This is a genomic window from Arthrobacter sp. 210 2 (genome assembly GCF_059093025.1).
In genome coordinates this window covers 157,720-180,007 of the sequence record NZ_JBNHIE010000009.1, presented here as the reverse complement: position 1 = coordinate 180,007, position 22,288 = coordinate 157,720, and the positions used below count along the sequence as shown (strand labels likewise).

Genomic DNA, 22,288 nt, shown 5'->3' with positions numbered 1-22,288 from the left:
TCAGAACTCCTACGTGGTTTGAATCATAAGACCGCCCACCAGCGCCGTCAATAGAATCAGGGGCCTGCGCAGGCATTCGTAACCGATCTGTGCTGGGGCGGCATCCGCGGCAGTTCCGCCCGGGCCCCTTGGCCGGCCTGGCACGCCACCGGCGCCCTTCCTGTTCACCCAACCTTTCCCTCGGGGTAACGCCTTCTCCCCCGCCGTGTCAGGCCCGGCGCCCAGCGTGGAGGGGTGAGGATCGCAATTGTTGCTGAATCATTCCTGCCACTGATGAACGGGGTGACGCATTCCATCCTGCGGGTGCTTGACCACCTGCAGGAACGGGGCGACAACGTCCTGGTCATTGCACCGTCCACGCAGGACGGGGAAGCGCCGGACCAGGTCAAGGGCGCACACATCCACCGGCTTCCCGCCGTCCCGCTGGCGGGATACACGAACGTTCGCGTGGCGATGGGCGGTGTGTACCGGGTCAAGCGAATCCTTGCCGACTACGCACCGGACGTGGTCCATCTGGCATCGCCGTTCGTCCTCGGCTGGCGGGCGGCCCAGGCGGCCCACCAGCTGGGTATCCCTACGGTGGCCATCTACCAGACAGAGGTCCCCAGCTATGCCGCCCGGTACGGGGTCCCGTTCCTGGAGAACTGGGCCTGGAACCGGGTGGAAAACATCCATCTGCTTGCCTCCCGCACCCTGGTGCCCTCGACGTTCGCGCTGAACCAGTTGCGCGGCCGCGGCATTCCCCGGGTGCAGATGTGGCGCCGCGGCGTGGACACCGCCCGGTTCTCACCGGAAAAGCGCGACGACGGGTGGCGGGCTGCGGTGGCGCCCAACGGTCACCGGATCATCGGCTATGTAGGCAGGCTTGCCGTGGAAAAGCAGGTTGAGGACCTGGCGGCCCTGGCCGGAGTACCGAACACCAGGCTGGTGGTCGTCGGAGACGGGCCCCAGCGTGCAGCGTTGGAAGATGCGCTGCCGGACGCCGTTTTCACCGGTTTCCTGGGCGGTGACGAGCTGGCACGCACCGTTGCGTCCTTCGACCTGTTCGTCCACCCGGGCGAGTTCGAAACGTTCTGCCAGACCATCCAGGAAGCCATGGCATCGGGTGTGCCCGTGGTGGCCACCGGCCGCGGCGGACCCCTGGACCTGGTCGAAAACTCGCGGACGGGCTGGCTCTACGAACCCGGCGACCTTGCAGGAATGCGTGCCCGCGTGCTGGACCTCATGGGCGATGACGCCAAGCGCCGGGCCTTCGCGGCCGCTGCCCATGGGTCTGTTCAGAACAGGACCTGGCCGGCGCTGTGCGCCGAGTTGGTGGGGCACTATACGGACGTGATGGCGGACAGGCCGGCAGCACAGGGATCGGGTTCACGGGCAGGGGCAATCCAATGAAAATTTCCGTCATCGGCTGCGGCTACCTGGGCGCCGTCCACGCCGCCACCCTGGCATCCATGGGCCACAGCGTGGTGGGCATCGACGTCGATCCGGCCAAGGTCAGCCAGTTGGGCGGCGGTGTGGCCCCGTTCCACGAACCCGGCCTGGACGAACTCCTCCAGGACGGACGGGCCAGCGGCAGGCTGCGGTTCTCCACCGACATGGCGGACGCCAAGGGCGCGCAGGTCCACTTCCTCTGCGTGGGCACCCCCCAGGACAAAACGTCCGACGCCGCCGACCTCACCTTCCTGGTCTCCGCCACGGAAGCCCTGCTGCCGCACCTGGCCGCGGGCGCCGTCGTCGTCGGCAAATCCACGGTGCCCGTCGGCACCGTGGCGATGCTCCGCGATGTGCTGTCCCCGCGCCCGGACGTGCGGCTGGGATGGAACCCGGAATTCCTCCGGCAGGGTACAGCCGTGAAGGATTCACTGGTGCCCGACCGCCTGGTTTATGGCGTGGAGGGCGGCCGCGCCGCTGCCTTCGGCCCGTCGTCGGGAGCGCCGCTTGGGGTCACCGCCGCGCTGGACGCCGTGTACGAGCCCCTGCTCCGGGCTGGGATCCCGCGGCTTGTCTGCAACTTTGCCACCGCGGAGCTCATCAAGTCGGCGGCGAATGCGTACCTGGCCACCAAGGTCAGCTTCATTAACGCAGTAGCCGAGTTGTGCGACGCCTCCGGTGCGGACGTTGCGGAACTCAGCGAGGCGATGGGACTGGACCCGCGGATCGGAAGCCGGTACCTGCACGCCGGGCTGGGATTCGGCGGCGGCTGCCTGCCCAAGGACATCCGCAGCTTCCGGAGCCAGGCCGCAGACCATGGCGTTACAGCGGTGGAGGACTGGATGCGGCTGGTGGATTCGGTGAACCTGGGACAGCGCACCCGGACGGTTGGACTGGCCGCAGAGCTCTGCGGCGGCAGCCTCGCCGGCCGCTCCGTCACGGTCCTCGGCGCCTCGTTCAAGCCGGACACGGACGATATCCGTGACTCGCCCGCCCTCGATGTGGCAGACCGGCTGGCTGCCGCCGGCGCGCATGTGACGGTGACGGATCCGAAAGCCGTGAACCATGCCTGGCGGCGCTACCCGCGGCTGCGCTTCGAAGCCTCCACCGAGCGCGCCCTCGAGGGGGCCGAACTGGTGCTGCTGCTCACCGAGTGGGACGACTATCGCCGCCTCTCCCCCGCAACGGCCGCTTCGCTGGTCCGACGGCGGGTGGTGCTGGATGCGCGCAACGCGCTGGACGCCGCTGCCTGGCAGGCGGAAGGCTGGCTGGTGCGCGGGCTGGGCACATCGCCTGCAGCACCGATGGTCCAATCGGCGGAGGCTGCCGCCCGCTGACCCTGGCCGTCAGCCCAGGAGTCCCAGTTCGGCAAAGGCCAGTGCCACACCATTGCCGGCAGGGCCGGGGGTGAACCTGTCAGCGACGGTCAGCACGTCCGGGTGTCCGCCTTCAACGGCAATCCCGATTCCCGCGTACTCCAGCATTTCAATGTCATTGGCGCTGTCGCCGATGGCCACGATGTCCGCCCGGTCCAGCCCGAGGCGGGCTTCCACTACCTGGATTCCCAGCGCTTTGTGGGTGCCGGCCATGTAGATCTCGCCGGCGCGGTCACCCAGCGCCGAGAGGGAACTGGGGATCAGGCCCACCTCCGGGCCGAAAGTGCCCAGGAGTTCTGCCAGCGGCACCGGCGAGTCAAAGCAGGAAATTTTGGCGAACGAGGCAGAACGCAGGTCGTCGCTGTACTGCATGGGCCCCAGGATGTCCTCGAGGGGATCGACGTCGGTACTCAGGACTCCGTCGTGCCGCGGCCGGCCGGCGAACACAGGACCCAGCACCTGCCTCAGCCGCTGGTCAACCCCCGTGCGGCCATGCAGCGCCTCCGGTGCTTCCAGTATGTAGGCGGCGTTATTGGCATCCAGCGTTTCCACGAGGCGGGCGGCGAGGTCCGGCTCAAAGCGGGTGTCCTTCAGGATCTCGCCGTTGAGCTCCACGCGGGCACCGGCCCCGGTGATGACGCCGTCGAAACCCGTTTCGAGGATGTGGCCGGGGACCATGGACAGCGGCCGCCCGGTGCAGACAAAAACCAGGTGGCCGAGCGCTCGTGCTGTCCGGACAGCCTCGACGTGCGCTGCAGGTGCCAGCCCGTGGTCCGCGTATGTGCCGTCGATGTCGAGGAAGATGGCACGTGGCCGGACGGTTTGCTGGCTGGACATGCCGGGCTCCTTGGTCTGCTGCGGGGACACCCAATCCTATCGAAGGCGCGCATTTGTGCGGGTTCACACGGTAAATGATCGGCATTCCTTGAGGCAAAGTGACAGTCATCCTGTGATAAACAAAGCCTTGCAGAGAAGTAAGCACGCTGATTGAATTAGGACACCGGAAATGGGGGCCCGGCACAACTTACTGATTAAGGAGTGACAACATGGGCATTCTCGGATTTCTCATTTTGGGCCTGATCGCCGGAGCCATCGCGAAGGCAATCCTGCCGGGTCGTCAGGGCGGAGGCTGGGTGGTAACCATGGTCCTTGGCGTTGTCGGCGCCATTCTGGGCGGCTGGATCGGTTCGCTGATCTTTGGCGGCGGACTGGCGGAATTCTTCGATATCCGTACGTGGCTGCTGGCCATTCTCGGCTCCATCGTCGTACTGCTGGTCTACGGCGCAATCACCAACCGCAGCCACCGCAGGGTGTAACAGCACCTCATATTTCATCAACCGCAAACGCCGTCCTCCCACCGGGAGGACGGCGTTTTTGCGTGCCGCTGGCAACGGCCGGGCGCCGTTCCGGGCAATTCCCTGGAAACCGATTCCTCCCCGCGCCGCTAAATTTCCGCGTTCGCGTTTATGATGTGCGAGGGGGGTGGTGTTATGGCTGATTCCAGCCACGGCAATAAGGTGGCGGTCCGAACATTCGGGGCGGTCCTGGACGCCAACCCTGATGCCCTCCTGGCCGTGACAGCGGACGGCACCATCACGGTGGCCAACGCCGCGGCAGCCAGGCTCTTCGGGTTACCGCAGGAAGGGCTGGCAGGCCGCAACTATCGGACGCTCCTGGCTGCTGGCTTTAAGGATGAAGTGGACCAACTCTTCCGGCAGCTCATGGCCAGCCCCGGCGAATTTCCGCCGCCCCGGGAGATTAACGGGCTAAACAGCGACGGCACCGAATTTTCTGCTGAAGTGGCAGGCTCGCTCCTCCCGACGGAGGGGCCGCAGGAAGCAATGCATGGCTCAGTCCCGCCGCGATCGACGGGAGGACAGACACGGCAGTACGACGGCGTTCCGGCCGGCACGCGGATGCTCCTGTCCGTCCGGGGTACTTCACACCGCCAGGCCGCGGACGCCGACCTGCGGGAGGCCATGTCCCTGCTGACGGCCACGCTGGAATCCACGGCGGACGGCATCCTGGTGATGAGCACAGACGGACACGTTGCCGGTTTCAACGACCAGTTCCTCACCATGTGGAACATCCCGCCGGAATTATTGGAGGGCGACAGCGAAGATCCCGTAATGCGGCTCATCATTGCCCAGGTGGCGGACCCCGTGGCGTTCATAGCCCGGCTTACCGAAGTGGAGGACGATCCTGCGGCAGAGAGCCACGACGTCCTGGAATTCAAGGACGGCCGCACCTTCGAACGCTACTCGCGGCCGCAGCGGGTGGGAGACAACATCGTGGGCCGGGTCTGGAGCTTCCGGGACGTGACTCCGCGCCGGAAAGCCCAGGAGCAGGCCCACCAGGCAATGCTTGACCTGGCTGCCCAGGCAGAGAAGCTCCGCGCCATGGCGTTCCAGGATCCGCTGACCGGCCTGGCCAACAGGGCCGTGTTTAATGACGGGCTGGCCGAGGCCCTGCAGGAGCCGCGGCTGAAGGCGGTGGACGTGCTGCTGCTGGACCTGGACGACTTCAAGGAGGTCAATGACATCCTCGGCCACCAGGCCGGCGACGACATGCTGATCGAGGTGGCCCGCCGGCTGCGCGGCTGCGTCCCCACGGCAGATGTTGTGGCCAGGCTGGGCGGTGACGAATTTGTGGTCCTGCTGACGGCCTGCCCCGACGCCGACGAGATCGCCGCCTGCATTGTCCGCTGCCTTCACGTTCCCGTGACCATCAGCGGCACCGTGCTGCGGCCCAGCCTCAGCCTGGGGCTCGCGTCGCTGGGCCAGGACAGCGTGGGCCCGTCCGAACTCCTGCGCCAGGCGGACATCGCCATGTATGCGGCAAAGGCGGCGGGCAAGAACCGCTTCCTCCGGTTCCACCCCGACATGATGACAGCTTTGGTGAAAAGGACCGATATGGAAAGCGGGCTGCAGCAGGCTGTGGCGAATGGCGAGATCACCGTGGACTATCAGCCCATCGTTTCGCACCGCATGGGCCAGGTGGTCATGTTCGAGGCGCTGGCGCGGTGGGACCGCGGCGGTGAGCGGGTGCCGCCGTCGGTCTTCATCCCGCTCGCTGAGCGGACCGGCCTGATCAGCGAAATCGGGTCGGAAGTCATGGCGGCCGGCATGGTCCAGCTGGCAGGCTGGCTGAGCGAGGATCCCTCGCGGTCCCTCGCCGTGAACGTCTCCGGTGTGCAGCTGCAGGAGCGGGACTTCGCAGACACTGTCCTGCGCCTGGCGGAAGCGGCCGGCGTGGCACCCTTCCAGCTGGTCCTGGAAGTCACCGAGAGCGTATTTTTCGACGCCGACTGCAGCCTGATCAAGCAGCTCAGCACCCTGCGGGAGGCCGGCGCCCGGGTGGCCCTGGATGACTTCGGCACCGGCTATTCTTCGCTGGGCCGGCTGCAGGACCTCCCCGTGGATACCGTAAAGATCGACAAAACCTTCGTCTCCATGGTGCGTACCGGCACCGAGCGGCTGCCCATCCTCAGCTCCATGATCAACATGGCGCAGAGCCTGGGCCTTGCCGTCATCGCCGAAGGCATCGAAACGGCCGCCCAGGCGGACTACCTCACGGCGCTGGATTGCGATTCCCTGCAGGGATATCTTTTCTCCCTTCCGGAGCCGGGCGAGAGACTGGAACACGCCCTGCACCATGCCGAGGAAGCCCTGAACGCCCTCAAGGCGCGGTAGCGGGGCAAACGTGCGCCTGCCGGCCACCCCGCCGAGGGGTGTGAGGGATATCATGGGGGTGCGTCTCCGCCCAGGTCTCGGGCGGGCTCCGGTCTCAGGTTTTTGGGGTTCCGGGCGCAGCTGGAGGGAAGGGGACCTTCGTGTCTCGCACCGGTCTTTTGGAGCACCGGCCTGCCATCGGTAACAGGGGGGTCCGGCTGGGGTTGCCGGCTTTGCTGACTGCTGTGGCGCTGGCCGCGCTTGCCCTGTTTTTCGCAGCCAACAGCGGCACGCCCCCGGCATTGGTGACGGGGGATGTCCTCATCCTCGCGGCTTCCCTGCTGGCCGGGACGAGTTGTGCCCGTGCTGCCGCGCGTGGCGGAGTCAACGCCAGGGCCTGGATGTTCATGTCCGTGGCCGCCTTCGTGTGGGCCTCGGGCATGGCTCTTTATACCTACTATGGCCTCGCCTACAGCCACGTCTATCCCTTCCCGTCGCTCGCGGACGCCGGGTTCATCGCGTACTCGGTGCCCGCCGTCGCCGCGCTCTTTTCCTTCAAGGGGCGCGCCGGAAGCCCGGTGGCGCTGTACCGGGCGGTGATGGACGCAGCGGTCATCGCCGGCGCGGTGCTGGTGGTTAGCTGGTACACCGCGCTGGGGCCCGCGTCCAGTTCGGTGGGTGACCCGCTGGCGCGCCTCACCGGGATGGCCTACCCGGTGGTGGACGCGATCATCACGTCCCTGGTCCTGGTCCTTGCCATGCGGCGCCAGCCGGGTGAGCGTCTTCCGTGGCTGTGTTTCGGCGGCGGCCTGCTGGTCCTCGCCGTCACGGACAGCATCTACGTGAGGATGACGTTCGACGGCGTCACGGGCGCCACGGGTTCGCCGCTCGCCCTCGGTTGGATCATCGCCTTCCTCCTCATCGCGCTGGCGCCCCTGGCACCGTCCGTGGAGAGCGCCGGGCCGGACCGGCAGGGTTACACGCTGGCGCTGGAGCTGCTGCCCTACGCGCCGCTGCTGGTTGCGGTGATCATGTTCGCCGGGCCGCATCTTTACGAGCTGGAACCGTTCCTGCTGGTGGTGGGGGCCGCGGTGCTGGTGTGCGTGCTGGTCCGGCAGGTACTGATCGTCTTCGAGAACATCCGGCTCACCAGCGGCCTCGAGGAGGAAGTGGCGGTCCGCACCCGGGAGTTGGAGGCCGCCCGTGAAGCGGCCCTGGAAGCAAGCCGGCTCAAGTCCGAATTCCTGGCCACCATGAGCCACGAGATCCGCACACCCATGAACGGCGTGGTGGGCCTGACGGCCCTGCTGCTGGAAACACCGCTGGATGACACCCAGAAGCAGTACGCCCAGGGCGTCAAGGGTGCCGGCGAGGCGCTGCTGGCACTCATCAACGACATCCTGGACTTCTCCAAGCTGGAGGCCGGCAAGGTGGACCTGGATATCCGCCCCTTTGATCCGCGCGTCCTGGTGGAGGAAGTGGCGGGCCTGCTTGCGGAACCGGCGCTGGCAAAGAACCTGGAGCTGATCGCCTACTGCGAGCCGGAGGTCCCGGCGCGGCTGGAGGGCGACTCCGGCCGGATCCGCCAGATCCTGCTGAACCTTGCCTCCAACGCGGTGAAGTTCACCGCATCCGGCGAGGTTGCCATCCGGGTGACAACGGAGAACCCCGGCGCGGGTCCCGGAAGCACCGCCGCCGTGTACTTCGAGGTGCGGGATACAGGCATCGGCATCGACCCCGCCCACCACCCGAAACTTTTTCAGTCCTTCTCCCAGGCGGATGCCTCCACCACGCGCCGCTACGGCGGGACCGGCCTGGGCTTGGCTATCTCGCGCCGGCTGACGGAAGCGATGGACGGCGAGGTGGGCCTGCAGAGCGTGCCGGGAGAGGGCAGCACGTTCTGGTTCCGGCTGCCGCTGCCGGTGGCTCCGCCGTCCACGGACCCCGTGCCCGCCGCGGGTTTCCTCAACGGCCTGCGCGTACTGGTGGTTGACGATAACGCCACCAACCGGCTGGTGCTCGAATCGCAGCTGCGGGGCTGGCGGATGCACCCCGAAGCCGTGCCGGATGCCGGTTCGGCGCTGGCAAGGGCGCGGGAGGCGAATGCGGCCGGAGAACCGTTCCATCTGGCCGTGCTGGACTTCTGCATGCCGGACACCGACGGTCTGGAGCTGGCCCGGCAGATGAAGGCCGACGGCGGGCTGGCGGGGATCGAGCTCATCATGCTGACCTCCACCATGCAGGTGGACCGGCGGAGATAGCGGGTGCAGGGGTGCGCGAGTGGCTGATGAAGCCGGTCCGCAGTTCCGAGTTCTACAACCGCCTGGTCCGCCTGATGTCCACGCGGGATGCTGCGCTCCCGGCGGGCGGGGCCAGCCACCTTGCCCGGGCCGCCGACCCGATGGACGGACCCGCCCGTGGACGCATCCTGGTGGTGGAGGACAACGAAGTGAACCAGTTGGTGGCCAAGGCAACGGTCAGCAAGTTCGGGTACGCGGTGGACGTGGTGGCCAACGGCGCCGAAGCCGTTGCCGCCACCGATGCCACCCTCTATGCCGCCGTCCTGATGGACTGCCACATGCCCGTGATGGACGGCTTTGAGGCCACCCGGGTGATCCGGGGCCGGGAGCTGGGTTACCGGCTGCCGATCATCGCCATGACCGCCGGCGCACTGGACCGGGACAGGGAGCGCTGCTTGGCAGCAGGCATGGACGATTACCTGGCCAAACCGGTGGATGCCGCGGCCTTGCAGGCGGCACTGACGCGTTGGGTTCCGGAACAGGTCCCCCAGCCGCTGGCCGTAACGGCGGGCGCCCGGCAACCGCGGGGAGCAGCCGCCCGGCGCTGGACCAGGACCGGCTCGCCATGCTGCGGGAGCTTGGCACCGGTGATGGGCTGCTGCGTGCGGCGGCGGAGGCTTTCCGCAAGGACGCCCCGGGACGCATCGCGGCGATCCGCACAGCGATTGACGGCGGCGGCGGGCCGGCACTGGTGCAGGCCGCCCACGCCCTGAAAGGATCCGCAGCCAACATCGGCGCCAGCGCCGTCGCCGCTACCTGTGCGGAGCTGGAAGGCGTGGGCTGCAGCGGAACAAGCGGCGGCGCCGCGGATCTTCTCGCCCGCTTGGAATCGGAATTGATGCAGGTGGACACCGAACTGGAGACCATGCTGGAGGTGCCGAAGTGAAAGTGCTGGTGGCCGACGACGATCCGGGCTCGCTGCTGGTGGCCAGGGCCGCCGTCGAACGCTCCGGGCACGACTGCCTGGCGGCCGCGGACGGTGACGAGGCGTGGGCACTGTTCCGCGAACACCAGCCGGACGTGGTGGTCACCGACTGGATGATGCCCGGCATGGACGGGTTGGCGCTGTGCCGGTCCATCCGGGCGCGGGAGACGGACCTTTACACCTACATTGTGCTGCTGACCTCGCAGGGGTCCCGGGACGATGTGCTGGCGGGCCTGGAGGCCGGCGCGGACGACTACGTGACCAAGCCGCTTGACCCGTTCGTGCTGCGGGCCCGGCTCTTGGTGGCCCTGCGGATCACCACCCTGCACGCGGATCTGGCCCACTACCGGAAGGTACTCTCGCAGCAGGCGCGGACTGATCCCCTGACGGGGCTGCACAACCGGCTGAAACTCGCCGAGGACCTGGAGCAGCTGCACGCCCGCAGCGCCCGCTACGGCGAGGAGTACAGCCTTGCCATGTGCGATGTGGACAACTTCAAGGCCTACAACGACATTTACGGCCACCAGGCGGGGGACCTTGCGTTGCGGGCCGTGGCGGCGGCGCTGGCACGCCACGCACGGAAGAGCGACGGCGTTTACCGGTACGGGGGCGAGGAGTTCCTGCTGGTGCTGCCCAAACAAGGCCTCCCCGGGGCGAAGGCTTTGATGGAACGGACGCTGGCAGCCGTGCGGGAGCTGGGAATCCCGCATGTGGGCGATCCGTCCGGCCAGCTGCGGCTGAGCGCGGGAATCTCCACTTTCTCGGCACAGCACCCCGCCGACGCCGACACACTGCTGGGTGAGGCAGACGCTGCCCTGTATGCGGCGAAGGCGGCCGGCCGGAACCGGGTTGAGGTGGCCGGGTAGCCGCAGGTCCGCGGGCCGGGGTGGCGGCGGGTCAGGCGGCCTTTTTGCCTTGCTTTTTCTGGATGGGCTTCTTCGGGGCCGGCTTCTGCTGTGCGGGCTGCTGCTGCGCGGGCTGCTCAGAAAGGGGCGACTCTACAACGGGCTGCTGCTGGGATCGCGTCCCGGCCGCCTCGGCCGGAACATGCGCTTCCGCCCGCTGGCTGCCGACCAGGATGGCCTCCGTGCTGGCGGTTGAAGCTGCCGGACTTGTTTCGGCCGCGGCGTTTTCGGCTGCGGCGCGGTTGCGGCGCCAGCGTCGGTAAAGGTCGACGGCGGCCATCAGGCCCGCAATCGGGGTGAGGACGGCGGCCATATAAACGAACAACATCCAGGTGAGGGTGGTCAGCGGCGGCTGGTTGTTGTGCAGGAGGGACAGCCCGCCCAGCATTCCCACGGCCCAAAAAAGGATCACCGCCGTCAGGACGGCGCCGGCGGGAAAATACTGGTTGCTCACGATCTTTTTCAGGGTTTCCATGCACTTCCTCCTGCCTGGCGCAAAATGGCCGAACACCGGCGGCTGCCGAAAGTGGCCGCATCAACACCAGTATGAAGCCGGTTATCACGAAAACTCTGCAAGACGCCACCGCGAGTGATGAAGCTAACTGAAGTGCCGCCGTCGTACATTTTTCGGCGCATCTTCCGCCCGTCCGGACGCCCCGTTACGGTTGGTTTTGTCCACTCGATTTCTGGAGGTTTTTGAATGCGCAAAGTGACCGCAGGCCTGTTCCATTCCGTTGACGGCGTGGTGTCCGATCCCTACAAGTTCCAGTTCGACAGCTTCGACGACGAACTGGGCGAAGGCCTCACCAAGATGATGGAAACAGTGGACACCGTGGTGCTGGGGCGCGTGAGCTACCAGGAGTGGGCAGGCTACTGGCCGAACGCGTCCGTGGACGAGGACTTCGCCGCCTTCATCAACCCCGTGGAAAAGTATGTGGCCTCCCGGACGCTCACCGAGCCGCTGGACTGGCAGAACTCGCGCCTGATGGACGCCCCGCTGGAGGAGTTCGTGGCGAAGCTGAAGGAGCGCGACGGCGGCGAGATCGCCGTGTGCGGCAGCATCTCCGTGACCCGGCAACTGCTGTTCGCCGGGCTCCTGGACTCGCTCACCCTGATGACCCACCCCGTGGTGGCAGGCAGCGGGCGCCGCCTGTTCGAGGACGGCGACCCGACCACCCGGCTGGTGCTTCAGGACCAGCGGAGCACCAGCAAGGGCAACGTCATCAGCACCTACGGGCGTCTCGAGGGCTAGGAGCGGAAAGCGTCCTGCAGACCGTCAGTGGCTGGTGGTGCCGCGGCGTGATTTTAGGACCGGCCGGATCCAGCGGTCGGCCGCCAGTCCAGTCGCCAGCGAGTACAGCGCCTTGTGCGTCACGTCCACCACCTGTTCCTTCCGCGGCCAGGTGGAGGGCGGGGCGCCGGCGCCGGTCGCATTTTCAAGCGTCTGGTCGAACGCGAGCCGGACAACGGTGTGCTTGGTGTTCGCCAGCGGCCCGCGGATGCCGGTCACTGCCCAGATCCCCCGCACGGAACCGAGCAATGCGCCGGTCCCCCAGTGCATCACGTGGTTCCAGACCAGGGGCTTCTGCGCATCGTCCTGGCGCTGCCCCAGGAGCGTGATGAGCGTGCGTGCCGGGATGTAGGAGTTGGGCCGCTTGGTCAGGAATTGTTCAACTTTCTCCCCCGCTGTCATCACGGCCACACCGGCGAGGCCACACATGGCACCTCGAGCGGCAGCCGCCAGCAGCACTTGTCCACGGGATCCGGCCATGGTTCCTCCAGTTTGTTCCGGGAGCGGTGACAGAAGCACAGGTACCCCTGCCCTCCTTCGCCAAACAGCTAACCGGGATGTGGAGGCGCCGCCCGTGGCAGGGGCTCTTCGACCCGCCTACCGGGCCGGGGAAAGAAGGCGTTGGACGGCGGCGATATCGCCGGGCGTTGTCCGGCAGCAGCCGCCGATGATGCGGGCGCCAAGGGCCTGCCAGGTGGCGGTGCCTTCGGCAAGGGTCGCCGGATTCCCTTCTCCGGCCGCGCTCCCGGACGGTGTGGCGGGGCTCCAGGTCTTGGTACCGGCATCGTAGGTTTCGCCGGAGTTCGGGTAGGCGACCAGGGGTTTGTCCGTTGCCCCGCGCAGCGCTGTGAGCGCGGGGGTGACCACGTGGAGCGGCACGCAGTTCACGCCGACCGCCGCAACCTGCGGTTGCTCGTCAAAGAGTTCAGCCACGGCCGCCAGGGGCGTTCCGTCGCTGATGTGTGCGCCACCCCGCAGCGAGAAGGAAAACCAGGATTCGACGTCGTATTCCTGCGTGAGTGCCAGCAGCGCCTTGGCCTCGGCATAGGACGGGAGCGTTTCACAGGCGAGGAAGTCCGCACCGGCTTCCACGAGCGCCGCGATCCGGGGGCGGTGGAATTTTCTGAACTCCTCCGGCGTCAGGACGTAGTCGCCGCGGTACTCGGAGCCGTCCGCCAGGTACGCGCCGTAGGGGCCAACAGATCCGGCCACCAGCAAGGGCCCGGCATCAGGGTTGGCCGACAGGTGTTCGCGACGGGCCTCATTGGCCAGCCGTACGGACAACGCCACGAGCTCCAGTGACTCCTGCTCTCCCATCCCCCGCTGGGCAAACCCTTGGGGCGTGGCCTGGTAGCTGGCGGTGATGGCAATCCTGGCGCCGGCCGCGAAGTAGTCGCGGTGGACGTCCTGGATCAGGTGGGGCTGTTCGAGCAGGACCTTCGCTGACCACAGGGGATCGTCCAAATTGCAGCCGCGAGACTCAAGTTCGGTGGCCAGGGCGCCGTCGGCGGGAAGGTGCTCCCCGGAGTGCAGCAAGGACGACAGCGGCGCGGTTGAAGGCATAGTAGTCATAATACGCATTTTCATATGCTTGTAATGATTATTTCTTTCTGTCACGATGGCAGGCAACCGTCAGCCCGGCGGGAGGAAAGAGGACAGGTTCGTGGACGTTCAACTGCATCCGGTACGCAAGCTGCGCGTGCACTGGCCCATCAGCGGCACTACCTTTGCGCAGCTGGCCAAGGGGAAAGCGAGTGCCTTCCGCGATGATCCGGGCATCGCCCATCTGCTCCAGGCCCTGACGCAGTTCCGGGAGCTGGGCGATTTCGGCAACTACAAGCACGTGTTTGAGTCGGGCCTTGGCTTCGAGGGCTTCACCACCGCGGAGGGCGCCAACCCCACCCTGGGGCGCGTCGGCGAGCAGACACTGTCCCCCACCTTCGTTTTCACCACGTACTTCGACGCCTCCCTGGAGGATGCCGCCGTCGAGCGCTTTATGCGGCAGATCGTTGATATCCACCCGTGGGAGGTACCCGTGATTGAACTGACCGGACCCATCAGCGTCTCCAGCACGGCACTGGCACCGGCCACCGAAGGAAGTGCAGCATCATGACGGATTCCACCCTCACCACCTCGCTGTGGGAAGGCCTGCAGTCCGTCCTCGCGGGCAGGCGGTTCGTGGACCTGACGCACGCTTTCCATCCCGGCCAGCCCCGTTTCGCTGCATTCCCTGATGAGGAGCGGGAAGCCCTCTTCGACATGGAGCGGGGCGACGGGTTCACCGCCCACCGCTATTCGATTGTGGGCCAGTGGGGAACCCACGTGGACCCGCCGTCCCATTTCATCCGCGGCGGCAGGACGCTCGACGAGATCCCGGTGGAGGAGATGATCCTTCCGTTGGTGGTCCTGGACATCACCTCCAGGGTGGCGGGCGACCCGGATGCCACCCCTACATTGGAGGACGTGCGGGACTGGGAAAGCCGGAACGGGGCCATCCCGGAGGGCAGCTTCGTGGCGTTGCGCACCGGCTGGAGCCACCGCTGGCCGGACGCCCAGGCCATGGCGAACCGGGATAAGGACGGATTGAGCCACACCCCCGGCTGGTCCCTTGAGGTGCTGTCCTTCCTGATCAACGGGCGGTCCGTTGCGGCGGTAGGCCACGAGCAGACCGACACCGACCCGGGCCTCGCCACCTCCCGTCAGGACTTCAGCCTGGAAACCTACGTCCTGGAACAGGACCGCTGGCAGATTGAACTGCTGGCCAACCTGGACGGGCTGCCGGAAGCGGGCGCGGCCGTCGTCGCCAGCTGGCCCAAGCCGCAGGGCGGCAGCGGCTTTCCGGCGCGGGTATTCGCCATCTGCTGAAACCCGGTTTCCGGCCTTCCCGTTTCCGCTCCGCCGAAGCCGCGTCGCCGCGCCTATGCGCCGCTGGTCCACGTCACCGCTCTGAAGTCGCCGGAACAGATCGAGGTCGCTGGAAAGTTCCGGCGACCTGGCGGCATTCCGGCGATTCCGGTGATCCAGCGGATGGCTGGACCCGGAAAGTCGCTCCACTAGACTCAACTCCATGTCAAAAACCTCCAGCATGGGCCGCGGAATCATGGCTGTGCTGGCTGTTGGTTCCCGCCATGGGGCCGGACATGCCGGCGGAACGGTGGCCGACATCGCCGCCGGCCTGGGCAAGGACCGCAGCCAGGTGTCGCGTTATCTGCGGGGCGCGGAGCAGGAAGGGTTTCTCACCCGCATCAACCAGCGCACGTACAGCCTGGACTGGTCCGTCCTCACCGACGCGCAGTTGCTCACCGAGCGCCGTTTACAGTCCGACGGCGGCATGGCCCTGGACACGCTTGCGCGCCAAACCGATGAGGCCTGCTTCCTCGGGGTGCTCCACGCAGACAGCACCGTAACCATCGGCGAAAGCGTCCCGGCCAGCAGCAACCTGGTGGGCTCCTGGTTGGGCAGGCCCTACCCCGCCTACTGCAGCGACGCCGGGCAGGCGGTCCTGTGGGAGGCGTCGGAGGCAGAGGTGCGCACCGTCTTCGCGGATGTCGCCTTCGTGCGGCACGGCCCGAACACGCCCGCCGACGTGGACGACTTCCTGGCACGGCGCGAGGCAGCCCGCGAGCGGGGTTACTCAATCGTGGATGAAGAGGCCGAACCGGGCCTCTACTCGCTGGCCGTCCCCGTCCGGGACTTCAAGGGCGATGTGGTGGCGGCCCTGCAGATCGTGGGCATCAAGGACCGGCTGGAGCCGCGCCGGGAGGAATGCGCGGCCGCGCTGGTGGCGCAGGGTGAGTGGCTGGAACAAAGGCTCGGATACCAGCCGCAGGATTAAGCCCGATAGGCTCCGAGCCTGTCCGCAGCCTGGTGAACAGCTGCCGCGGCAGCTTCGCCGGGCCCGATGTCGGCCCGGCTACCCAGCACGCTGAGTGAGGCCAGGATGGCTCCGCCGGAGTCCCGGACGGGCACGGCGAGTTCCACTACGTCGTGCTCGAATTCTTCGACGGCGGCAATAGACCCGCCGGCACGGTCCCGGACCATCAGGTCCCAGACTTCGCCGGTGGAGTGGGCAGCGCCCGGCCCGCCGATGCCGATGTAGTTCACGTCGGCCAGCAGGGACTCGAGGGCTGGACGGTCAAAGTCCCACAGCAGCGCCCGCCCGGCACCCGTGCACCAGGCCGGGGTCACCATGCCCGGCTTGACGAAGCTTCCGGGAACGGCGTCGTTGCTGGAACTGCGCACCAGGATAACGCGGTATCCGTCGCGGACGGAGAGCCGTGCGCGGAGACCCAGGGCGGCCACCAGCGCCTCAAGTTCGGTCTTGGCTTCCCGTACCCAGCCGGTGTTCAGTGACGCGGCGAGCCTGAAAAAACGCTGACCGGTCCGGAAGGGCCCGCGGTCCACGCGCTCCAGCAGCCCGAGATCGCACAGTTCCTGGGTCAGCCGGGAGACGCGGCTTTGCTCCATGTCCAGCTCGACGGCCAGCTGCGAAACGCCCAGCAGTTGACGGCCCCGTTTCTCCCGGTCGGCCACCAGCCGCACAATCCGGAGCCCCTGCGCCATCGACGACGCCTCAGCGGACGAATCCACGCTTATCTGCCCCTCCCGGCCTGTAACCTCGCCCTATTCTTCCATGGCCCCCCGCCCCGCAAAGGCGAGGCCGGAAAGGCACGGGGAAGAACGACGGCGGACGTCCGGTAAGGTGCGCAACGCACCTTCCCGGCAGCCGCCGTCGTCCGCTTCCGCTACTTCACGGGCAATTACTTGGCGGGCAGCGCCTTGCGGCCGTGCCGGAAGTGGAACCAGATGTAGCAGGCGGCCACAAAGGGGATGCCGAAGTAGAGCGCGGCGGCCTGGGCGGGGTCCAGGGCGATGCCGATCAGGGAGACGACGCAGAGCGAGAACGCCAGGATGGGCACCAGCGGGAACAGCGGGGCTTTGTAGGCCAGGGCGGAGACGTCTCCGCCGTTGCGGACGAAGGCGCGGCGGTGGAAGAAGTGCGATGCGGTGATGGACATCCACACGCCCACCACGGCGAAGCCGGCCACGGAGACCAGGACCAGGTAGACCGTTTCCGGGGCAACCACGCTGCTGATCAGGGAGGCGAGGCCGCCCACCATGCTCACCGAGAGCGCGATCAGCGGGATGCCGCGGCGGGTCAGCTTTTTGAACGCCCGTGGCGCGTGGCCTTCATCGGCGAGCGAGTAGAGCATGCGGGCGCAGGAGAAGAGGCCGCTGTTGCCGGCGGAGAGAAGTGCGGTGATGATGACGAAGTTCATGATGTCGGCGGCGAACGGGAGGCCGATGGTGGAGAAGACCGTCACGAACGGGCTCTCGTCCAGGCCCACCTCGCTGTACGGGATGGTGGCGGCGATGACCGCGATAGCGCCGACGAAGAAGATGAGCAGCCGGATCACGGTGGTGCGCATGGCCTTAGGGATGCTGGTGGCCGGGTCCTTGGTCTCGCCTGCCGCGACGCCGATGAGTTCGGAGCCGGAGAAGGCGTAGAAGACGGCGAGGACGGTGACCAGGACGCCGGTGAAGCCGTTGGGGAACAGGCCGGCCTCGGTGGCGAAGTTCTCGAACAGGAACGGGTGGCTTTCACCGCCGCTGAGCGGGCGGAAACCGAACAGCGCCGCGCCGCCCAGGACGATGAGCCCAATGATGGCGGCCACCTTCACGATGGCGAACCAGAACTCGGACTCACCGAAGAACCTGGAGGAGACGGCGTTGAAGCCGAAGAGCAATGCAGCAAAGACCAGGCACCAGACCCAGACCTCCACGTCCGGGAACCAGCGCTGCATGAGCAGGCCGGAGGCGGTGAATTCGGAACCGATGGCCACCGCCCAGCAGAGCCAGTACAGCCAGGCGGTGGCAAAGCCGGTGGCGGGGCCGATGGAGCGGGCGGCGTAGATGTGGAACGCGCCGGACACCGGGTACGCGATGGCGAGTTCGCCCAGGCACGCCATCACCAGGTACACCACGAAGGCGCCGACCAGATAGGCGATCACGGCGCCGAGCGGGCCGGCCTGGGAGATGGTGTACCCAGAGCTGAGGAACAACCCGGAGCCGATGACGCCGCCCATGGCAATCATGACCAGGTGGCGCGGCCCCATGGACCGGCGGAGCCCTGATTCTGCCTGTTGTTGCGTTGCCGGTTGTGATCCGGCGGACTGCTCATCCAGCGTGAGCGGTGCTGAGGGTTCCACGGGCTTCTCCAAGGTGGGGGTCGGTGCGATGGGGCGCGCGCAGTCCTTTGGTTCCGCCCCCGGGAAACGAAGAAGTGCACGTCGACAGTGCTGAAATTAGCACGCCTCCCGAATTTTCAGTCAGTAAAGACATAAAGGCATGCTTATATTGCACGCTGTTACTTCCGATGTCCCACCCATGCTGAAGACGACGGCGCCACCTGCCCATCGGGTGGAGGCGGGCGACGCCGTCGTGCGTCCCTCCCGGCAGCTCAGCCGCGAACGCGCTCCACGGCAGCGGCGCTGGCTTCCTGCCCGCTGGCCCTCAGTCCCTGGACCACCCCTGAGGCGTCCACGGCGGACCGGTTCTGGCTGAGCTTTTCCTTGGCCTCGATCCGTGTGATCAGCAGCTCGACGCCCACAATGGCGCGCAGTTGCCCGGCGATGAACCGCTCGGGGGCGTCGTCAACGGCCCAGGGCTGCTCCCGGCCGCCCTCGTGCAGCCCCGTCAGGCGGCGGACGTGCCGTCCCAGCCAGTCGGCGTCGTCATGGATGATCAATTCGCCGTAGACGTGCGCAGTTGAGTAGTTCCAGGTGGGCACCACGCGGCCGTGCTCGGTTTTGGAGGGGTACCAGGACGGCGAGATGTAGGCGTCCGGACCCTCGATGATGGCGAGCGCTTCACGGTGGGGCAGGGCGGAAAACTGTGGGTTGTTCCGTGCGGCGTGGGCGTGCAGTGCCCCACGCTCCCCCACCGTGGGCTCGTAGACGAAGGGGAGCAGGGTGGCCAGCAGGCCCTGGTCCGTCATGGTGACCAGGTTGGCGGCGCCGGGGCTTGTGAGGAGATGGCGGACGGCGTCGGCGTCTGCTGCGAAGTGGGCGGGAATGTACATGGTGTGGTCCTTTCGGGTTACGAGATGGGGGCGGGCCGGCTGAGCCGGACACGGACCGCGGCGCCGGCGCACGCGATCACGGCCAGGCCGCCGATGATGGTGGTCCAGGTCAGCGCCTCGCCCAGCAGGAGCGCGGCCCAGCAGATGCTAAGGAGGGGCTGGAGGAGCTGGATCTGGCTGACCTGCGCGATGGGTCCGATGGCGAGTCCGCGATACCAGGCGAAGAAGCCGAGGAACATGCTGACCACGGCGAGGTAGGCGAAGGCGGCCCATTCGGCCGGAGTGGCTGACGGCGGCTGGGCTGCAACCGAGATAACGGCGAGGACCAGCATCAGCGGCAGGGCGAGGACGAGCGCCCAGGCAATGGTCTGCCACGAACCGACTTCCCTCGCCAGCAGGCCGCCCTCGGCGTACCCGACGGCGGCGCAAATGACAGCACCCAGCAGCAACAGGTCGGCCCAGTGCAGATGCCCGAACCCGCCGGACTGCAGGAAAGCGAAGCTGATGGCGGCCAGTGAGCCAAGCACCATGACTGCCCAGAAGGCTGCGGGCGGACGCTCACGGGTACGGAGCACAGCGGCCGTCGCCGTTGCGGCGGGCAGGAGGGCGATGACCACGGCGCCATGTCCGGCGGGAACAGCGGTGAGGGCGTAGGAGGTCAGTAGCGGAAAGCCGACGACGCCGCCGCCGGCTACGAGTGCCAGCCTCGCCCAGGTGCGGGCGGACGGGAGTCGCTGCTTGGCCAGCAGGAGGGCTGCGGCGGCGAGGGTCGCTGCGATGACGGCCCGGCCTGACCCGATGAACAGCGGAGACAGGCCGGCTACCGCCACACGGGTGAAGGGTACCGTGAATGAAAAGGCCACCACGCCCAGGAGCCCCGACCAGATCCCGGTCCGGGTGCTTGGCAGTATCACTGGCCGTTCGGCAACAGTAGCGCTACTATGTTCTCTCATGAACAACGATAGCAGTTCCCGCATCGTTCTGGCACTAAGGAAGTGGATTTCTGCAGCTGCCCCTGGGGCGAAGCTGCCGTCCACGCGGTCATTGGTGGCCGAGTACCAGGCGAGCCCCGTGACGGTGCAGAAGGCGCTGCAGACGTTGACGGCTCAGGGACTGGTCGAGAGCCGGCCCGGAGTTGGGACGTTCGTGCGGGCGGTCCGGACTGCGCGGCCGGCCGATTACGGCTGGCAGACTGCGGCACTGGGCGCACCGCCGTCGGCCCTTCCCTCCCAGTCCGGCACCATGCGGGACGTTCCCAACAGCGTCATGCCGTTCCATTCCGGCTACCCGGACCGGGAACTGTTGCCGGAGCGCCTTGTCCGGGCGGCCCTGACCCGTGCGGCCCGGGGTGATGCTGCCCTGTCGCGGCCGCCTGCGGCCGGCATGCCGGAGCTTCAGCAGTGGTTTGCACAGGAGTTGGGGTCCGCCACGCCGGCCGGGGTCTCTCCCCCGACGCCGAGCGATGTGATCGTGCTGCCGGGAAGCCAGAGCGGGCTCAGCTCGATTTTCCGGGCTCTGGTGGGCGCGGGCCAGCCGCTGCTGATGGAGTCGCCCACATACTGGGGTGCGATTCTGGCGGCAGCGCAGACGGGGGTCAGGGTCGTTCCGGTGCCGAGCGGCCCTGATGGTCCTGATCCTGTGGCTTTGGACCGCGCTTTTGAGGAAACCGGCGCCCGGGCTTTTTACGCGCAGCCCAACTATGCCAATCCCACGGGAGCCCAGTGGGCGCCCGGGCGGGGCGAGGAGGTCCTGGAGGTGGTCCGCCGGCACGGGGCGTTCCTGGTGGAGGACGACTGGGCGCATGATTTTGGGATCACCTCCAACCCGGTGCCGGTGGCCACACGGGACGACTCCGGGCATGTCATCTACGTCCGTTCCCTGACGAAGAGCGTCTCCACGGCCATCCGCGTCGCGGCGGTGATAGCGCGCGGTCCCGCCCGCGAGCGCATCCTTGCCCACCGGGCAGCGGAGTCGATGTATGTGAGCGGGCTGCTACAGGCCGCCGCGCTGGACGTGGTGACGCAGCCCGGGTGGCAGACGCACCTGCGAAGCCTGCGGCAGCAGCTGCAGTCGCGGCGGGATCTGTTGGTCACCAGTGTGCGGGAGCACGTTCCTCAGGCGCATATCGAGCTGTTGCCGAAGGGCGGGCTGAACCTGTGGCTGCGGATGCCGGACGGGACGGACCTGCCGCGGCTGACGCGGGACTGTGAGGACGCCGGCGTGATGATTGCCGCGGGTACCGAATGGTTCCCGGCCGAGCCCGCCGGCCCGTTCGTCCGGCTCAACTACTCCGGCCCGAACCCCGGCGCGTACCCCGAAGGTGCACGGATTATCGGGGAGGCGTTAGCCAGGCAGTCCTAAGGCTTGACCAGCTCTTCGCTCTTCTCCCACAGGCCGCGCGCCAGCTCGGCGTCGTAGGCCTGCGGATTGGCCTTGGCCAGGGCACGCTTGGCGTAATAGGCCCCCGAGATCCAGTCGGTGCCCGGGGTGCCGTTGATCAGCCAGAGCATGGTGTCGGCGCCCTGGTCCGGGGTCAGCATAAAGCGGTTCAGCAGCGTTTTGTACGCGTGTCGGAACGGGCTCGTGGACTTCGCCGCGAAATTGGTGCGGACTACGCCCGGGTGGAATGCCGCCGTCGTAATCCCCTGTTCGCTGAAGCGGCGGTGCACCTCGGAGGTGAAGAGGATGTTGGCCAGCTTGCCCGTGCCGTAGGCGCGGTTGGTGGAGTAGCTGTGCTCGGAGTTGAGGTCGAACAGGTCCAGCTTGCCGATGCCGTTGGCGCCGCTGGCGGTGTTGATGACCTTGGCGTTGCTGGCGGTGAGGGTGTCCATCAGCAGCGTGGTGAGCAGGAACGGCGCCAGGTGGTTGATCTGGAACGTGGACTCGTTGCCGTCCACCGTGAGCTGGCGCTTGCCCATGATGCCGCCGGCGTTGTTGGCGAGGACGTCGATGCGCGGGTAGTCGGAGGTCAGTTGCGCGGCGAGGGTGCGGACCTGGTCCAGTTCGGCGAAGTCGGCCACGAAGTAGTCGGCGTTGATGTCCTTGGCAACGGCACGGGTCTTCTCCTCGGAACGGCCGACGACGACCACCTGCTCCCCCGCCTCGCTCAGCGTCCGCGCGGCTGCTGCGCCGATGCCGTCGCTGGCGCCGGTGATCACGATGGTGCGTTGGGTCAAGGGGTGTCCTTTGGTTGGTTCAATCCCGCAGAGGGTGACTCTGGCACAACGACGGCGGGAGGGCCGGCGTTCCCCGCCCCACACGCAAGTAGCGCCAAGTGCCGTTTTGGGGGTTCAAAACGGCACTTGGCG

The 22,288-nt window shown here is 67.3% G+C and carries 22 protein-coding genes; 13 read left to right on the top strand and 9 right to left on the bottom strand.

All coding sequences use genetic code 11. From position 1 onward, the window contains the following. Positions 1 to 234 precede the first annotated feature (234 nt). A complete protein-coding gene (locus tag AC5RWA_RS16860; RefSeq protein ID WP_494058417.1) occupies positions 235 to 1,392 on the top strand; it encodes a glycosyltransferase family 4 protein in 1,158 nt (385 codons plus the stop codon). Continuing rightward, complete coding sequence (locus tag AC5RWA_RS16855; RefSeq protein WP_494058416.1) at positions 1,389 to 2,768, top strand: UDP-glucose dehydrogenase family protein; 1,380 nt, start codon at positions 1,389 to 1,391, stop codon at positions 2,766 to 2,768. Before AC5RWA_RS16860 ends, AC5RWA_RS16855 begins: the two co-directional genes overlap by 4 nt. A 9-nt stretch (positions 2,769 to 2,777) precedes the next feature. On the opposite strand, the gene AC5RWA_RS16850 is transcribed toward AC5RWA_RS16855, so the two are convergent. After that, entirely contained in the window at positions 2,778 to 3,644 is an 867-nt protein-coding gene (locus AC5RWA_RS16850; RefSeq protein WP_494058415.1) for an HAD hydrolase family protein, read from the bottom strand. Between the two features lie 209 nt (positions 3,645 to 3,853). On the opposite strand from AC5RWA_RS16850, the gene AC5RWA_RS16845 reads away from it, so the two are divergent. The 6 genes from AC5RWA_RS16845 (at position 3,854) to AC5RWA_RS16820 (ending at position 10,569) form a co-directional block, all read left to right on the top strand. Then, entirely contained in the window at positions 3,854 to 4,123 is a 270-nt protein-coding gene (locus AC5RWA_RS16845) for a GlsB/YeaQ/YmgE family stress response membrane protein (RefSeq protein ID WP_079595779.1), read from the top strand. Between the two features lie 174 nt (positions 4,124 to 4,297). Continuing rightward, positions 4,298 to 6,499: a putative bifunctional diguanylate cyclase/phosphodiesterase gene (locus tag AC5RWA_RS16840; protein WP_494058414.1), complete on the top strand. Its 2,202-nt coding sequence runs from the start codon at positions 4,298 to 4,300 to the stop codon at positions 6,497 to 6,499. 140 nt (positions 6,500 to 6,639) lie between these two features. After that, positions 6,640 to 8,739, top strand: a complete 2,100-nt coding sequence (locus AC5RWA_RS16835) for a sensor histidine kinase (protein ID WP_494058413.1) — start codon at positions 6,640 to 6,642, stop codon at positions 8,737 to 8,739. 11 nt (positions 8,740 to 8,750) lie between these two features. After that, positions 8,751 to 9,491, top strand: a complete 741-nt coding sequence (locus AC5RWA_RS16830) for a response regulator (RefSeq protein WP_494058412.1) — start codon at positions 8,751 to 8,753, stop codon at positions 9,489 to 9,491. Next, positions 9,374 to 9,664 (top strand): Hpt domain-containing protein, encoded by a 291-nt coding sequence (locus AC5RWA_RS16825; RefSeq protein WP_494058439.1) that lies wholly within the window; start codon positions 9,374 to 9,376, stop codon positions 9,662 to 9,664. Before AC5RWA_RS16830 ends, AC5RWA_RS16825 begins: the two co-directional genes overlap by 118 nt. Then, on the top strand, positions 9,661 to 10,569 hold the full coding sequence (locus AC5RWA_RS16820; RefSeq protein WP_494058411.1) for a GGDEF domain-containing response regulator: 909 nt from the start codon (positions 9,661 to 9,663) through the stop codon (positions 10,567 to 10,569). The genes AC5RWA_RS16825 and AC5RWA_RS16820 overlap by 4 nt, the downstream gene beginning before the upstream one ends. A gap of 31 nt (positions 10,570 to 10,600) precedes the next feature. Here AC5RWA_RS16820 and AC5RWA_RS16815 read toward each other — a convergent pair whose 3' ends face one another. After that, positions 10,601 to 11,083: a hypothetical protein gene (locus AC5RWA_RS16815; RefSeq protein WP_494058410.1), complete on the bottom strand. Its 483-nt coding sequence runs from the start codon at positions 11,081 to 11,083 to the stop codon at positions 10,601 to 10,603. A gap of 225 nt (positions 11,084 to 11,308) precedes the next feature. Here AC5RWA_RS16815 and AC5RWA_RS16810 point away from each other — a divergent pair, with 225 nt between their 5' ends. Continuing rightward, positions 11,309 to 11,860 (top strand): dihydrofolate reductase family protein, encoded by a 552-nt coding sequence (locus tag AC5RWA_RS16810; RefSeq protein WP_494058409.1) that lies wholly within the window; start codon positions 11,309 to 11,311, stop codon positions 11,858 to 11,860. Positions 11,861 to 11,884: 24 nt separating this feature from the next. Here the strand turns inward: AC5RWA_RS16810 and AC5RWA_RS16805 are convergent, their stop codons facing one another. Together AC5RWA_RS16805 and mmuM are read right to left on the bottom strand one after the other, a co-directional pair. Beyond that, a complete protein-coding gene (locus AC5RWA_RS16805; protein ID WP_494058408.1) occupies positions 11,885 to 12,379 on the bottom strand; it encodes a hypothetical protein in 495 nt (164 codons plus the stop codon). A 117-nt stretch (positions 12,380 to 12,496) separates the two neighbouring features. Further along, a complete protein-coding gene (gene mmuM, locus AC5RWA_RS16800) occupies positions 12,497 to 13,462 on the bottom strand; it encodes a homocysteine S-methyltransferase (protein WP_494058438.1) in 966 nt (321 codons plus the stop codon). A 55-nt stretch (positions 13,463 to 13,517) separates the two neighbouring features. Here mmuM and AC5RWA_RS16795 point away from each other — a divergent pair, with 55 nt between their 5' ends. The 3 genes from AC5RWA_RS16795 to AC5RWA_RS16785 all read left to right on the top strand — a co-directional run bounded on the left by AC5RWA_RS16795 (position 13,518) and on the right by AC5RWA_RS16785 (position 15,734). After that, the gene (locus tag AC5RWA_RS16795) at positions 13,518 to 14,012 is read left to right on the top strand and encodes a hypothetical protein (protein ID WP_494058407.1); all 495 of its coding nucleotides are present in this window, start codon (positions 13,518 to 13,520) and stop codon (positions 14,010 to 14,012) included. Further along, positions 14,009 to 14,764, top strand: coding sequence for a cyclase family protein (locus AC5RWA_RS16790; protein WP_494058406.1), 756 nt, complete (start codon positions 14,009 to 14,011; stop codon positions 14,762 to 14,764). Before AC5RWA_RS16795 ends, AC5RWA_RS16790 begins: the two co-directional genes overlap by 4 nt. Before the next feature lie 202 nt (positions 14,765 to 14,966). Further along, complete coding sequence (locus AC5RWA_RS16785) at positions 14,967 to 15,734, top strand: IclR family transcriptional regulator (protein ID WP_494058405.1); 768 nt, start codon at positions 14,967 to 14,969, stop codon at positions 15,732 to 15,734. Here the strand turns inward: AC5RWA_RS16785 and AC5RWA_RS16780 are convergent. The 4 genes from AC5RWA_RS16780 to AC5RWA_RS16765 all read right to left on the bottom strand — a co-directional run bounded on the left by AC5RWA_RS16780 (position 15,731) and on the right by AC5RWA_RS16765 (position 19,933). Next, positions 15,731 to 16,489, bottom strand: a complete 759-nt coding sequence (locus tag AC5RWA_RS16780) for an IclR family transcriptional regulator (protein ID WP_494058404.1) — start codon at positions 16,487 to 16,489, stop codon at positions 15,731 to 15,733. The genes AC5RWA_RS16785 and AC5RWA_RS16780 overlap by 4 nt on opposite strands. A gap of 170 nt (positions 16,490 to 16,659) precedes the next feature. Continuing rightward, positions 16,660 to 18,108 carry an amino acid permease gene (locus AC5RWA_RS16775; RefSeq protein ID WP_494058403.1) on the bottom strand — a complete coding sequence of 483 codons (1,449 nt, stop codon included), beginning with the start codon at positions 18,106 to 18,108 and terminating at the stop codon, positions 16,660 to 16,662. A 251-nt stretch (positions 18,109 to 18,359) separates the two neighbouring features. After that, complete coding sequence (locus AC5RWA_RS16770; RefSeq protein ID WP_494058402.1) at positions 18,360 to 18,980, bottom strand: FMN-binding negative transcriptional regulator; 621 nt, start codon at positions 18,978 to 18,980, stop codon at positions 18,360 to 18,362. A gap of 17 nt (positions 18,981 to 18,997) precedes the next feature. Then, positions 18,998 to 19,933, bottom strand: coding sequence for a DMT family transporter (locus AC5RWA_RS16765; protein WP_494058401.1), 936 nt, complete (start codon positions 19,931 to 19,933; stop codon positions 18,998 to 19,000). On the opposite strand from AC5RWA_RS16765, the gene AC5RWA_RS16760 reads away from it, so the two are divergent. Then, positions 19,932 to 21,341, top strand: a complete 1,410-nt coding sequence (locus AC5RWA_RS16760; protein ID WP_494058400.1) for an aminotransferase-like domain-containing protein — start codon at positions 19,932 to 19,934, stop codon at positions 21,339 to 21,341. The genes AC5RWA_RS16765 and AC5RWA_RS16760 overlap by 2 nt on opposite strands. Here the strand turns inward: AC5RWA_RS16760 and AC5RWA_RS16755 are convergent. Then, on the bottom strand, positions 21,338 to 22,156 hold the full coding sequence (locus AC5RWA_RS16755; RefSeq protein ID WP_494058399.1) for an SDR family NAD(P)-dependent oxidoreductase: 819 nt from the start codon (positions 22,154 to 22,156) through the stop codon (positions 21,338 to 21,340). The two genes, AC5RWA_RS16760 and AC5RWA_RS16755, sit on opposite strands and share 4 nt — an antisense overlap. Between the last annotated feature and the right edge of the window lie 132 nt (positions 22,157 to 22,288).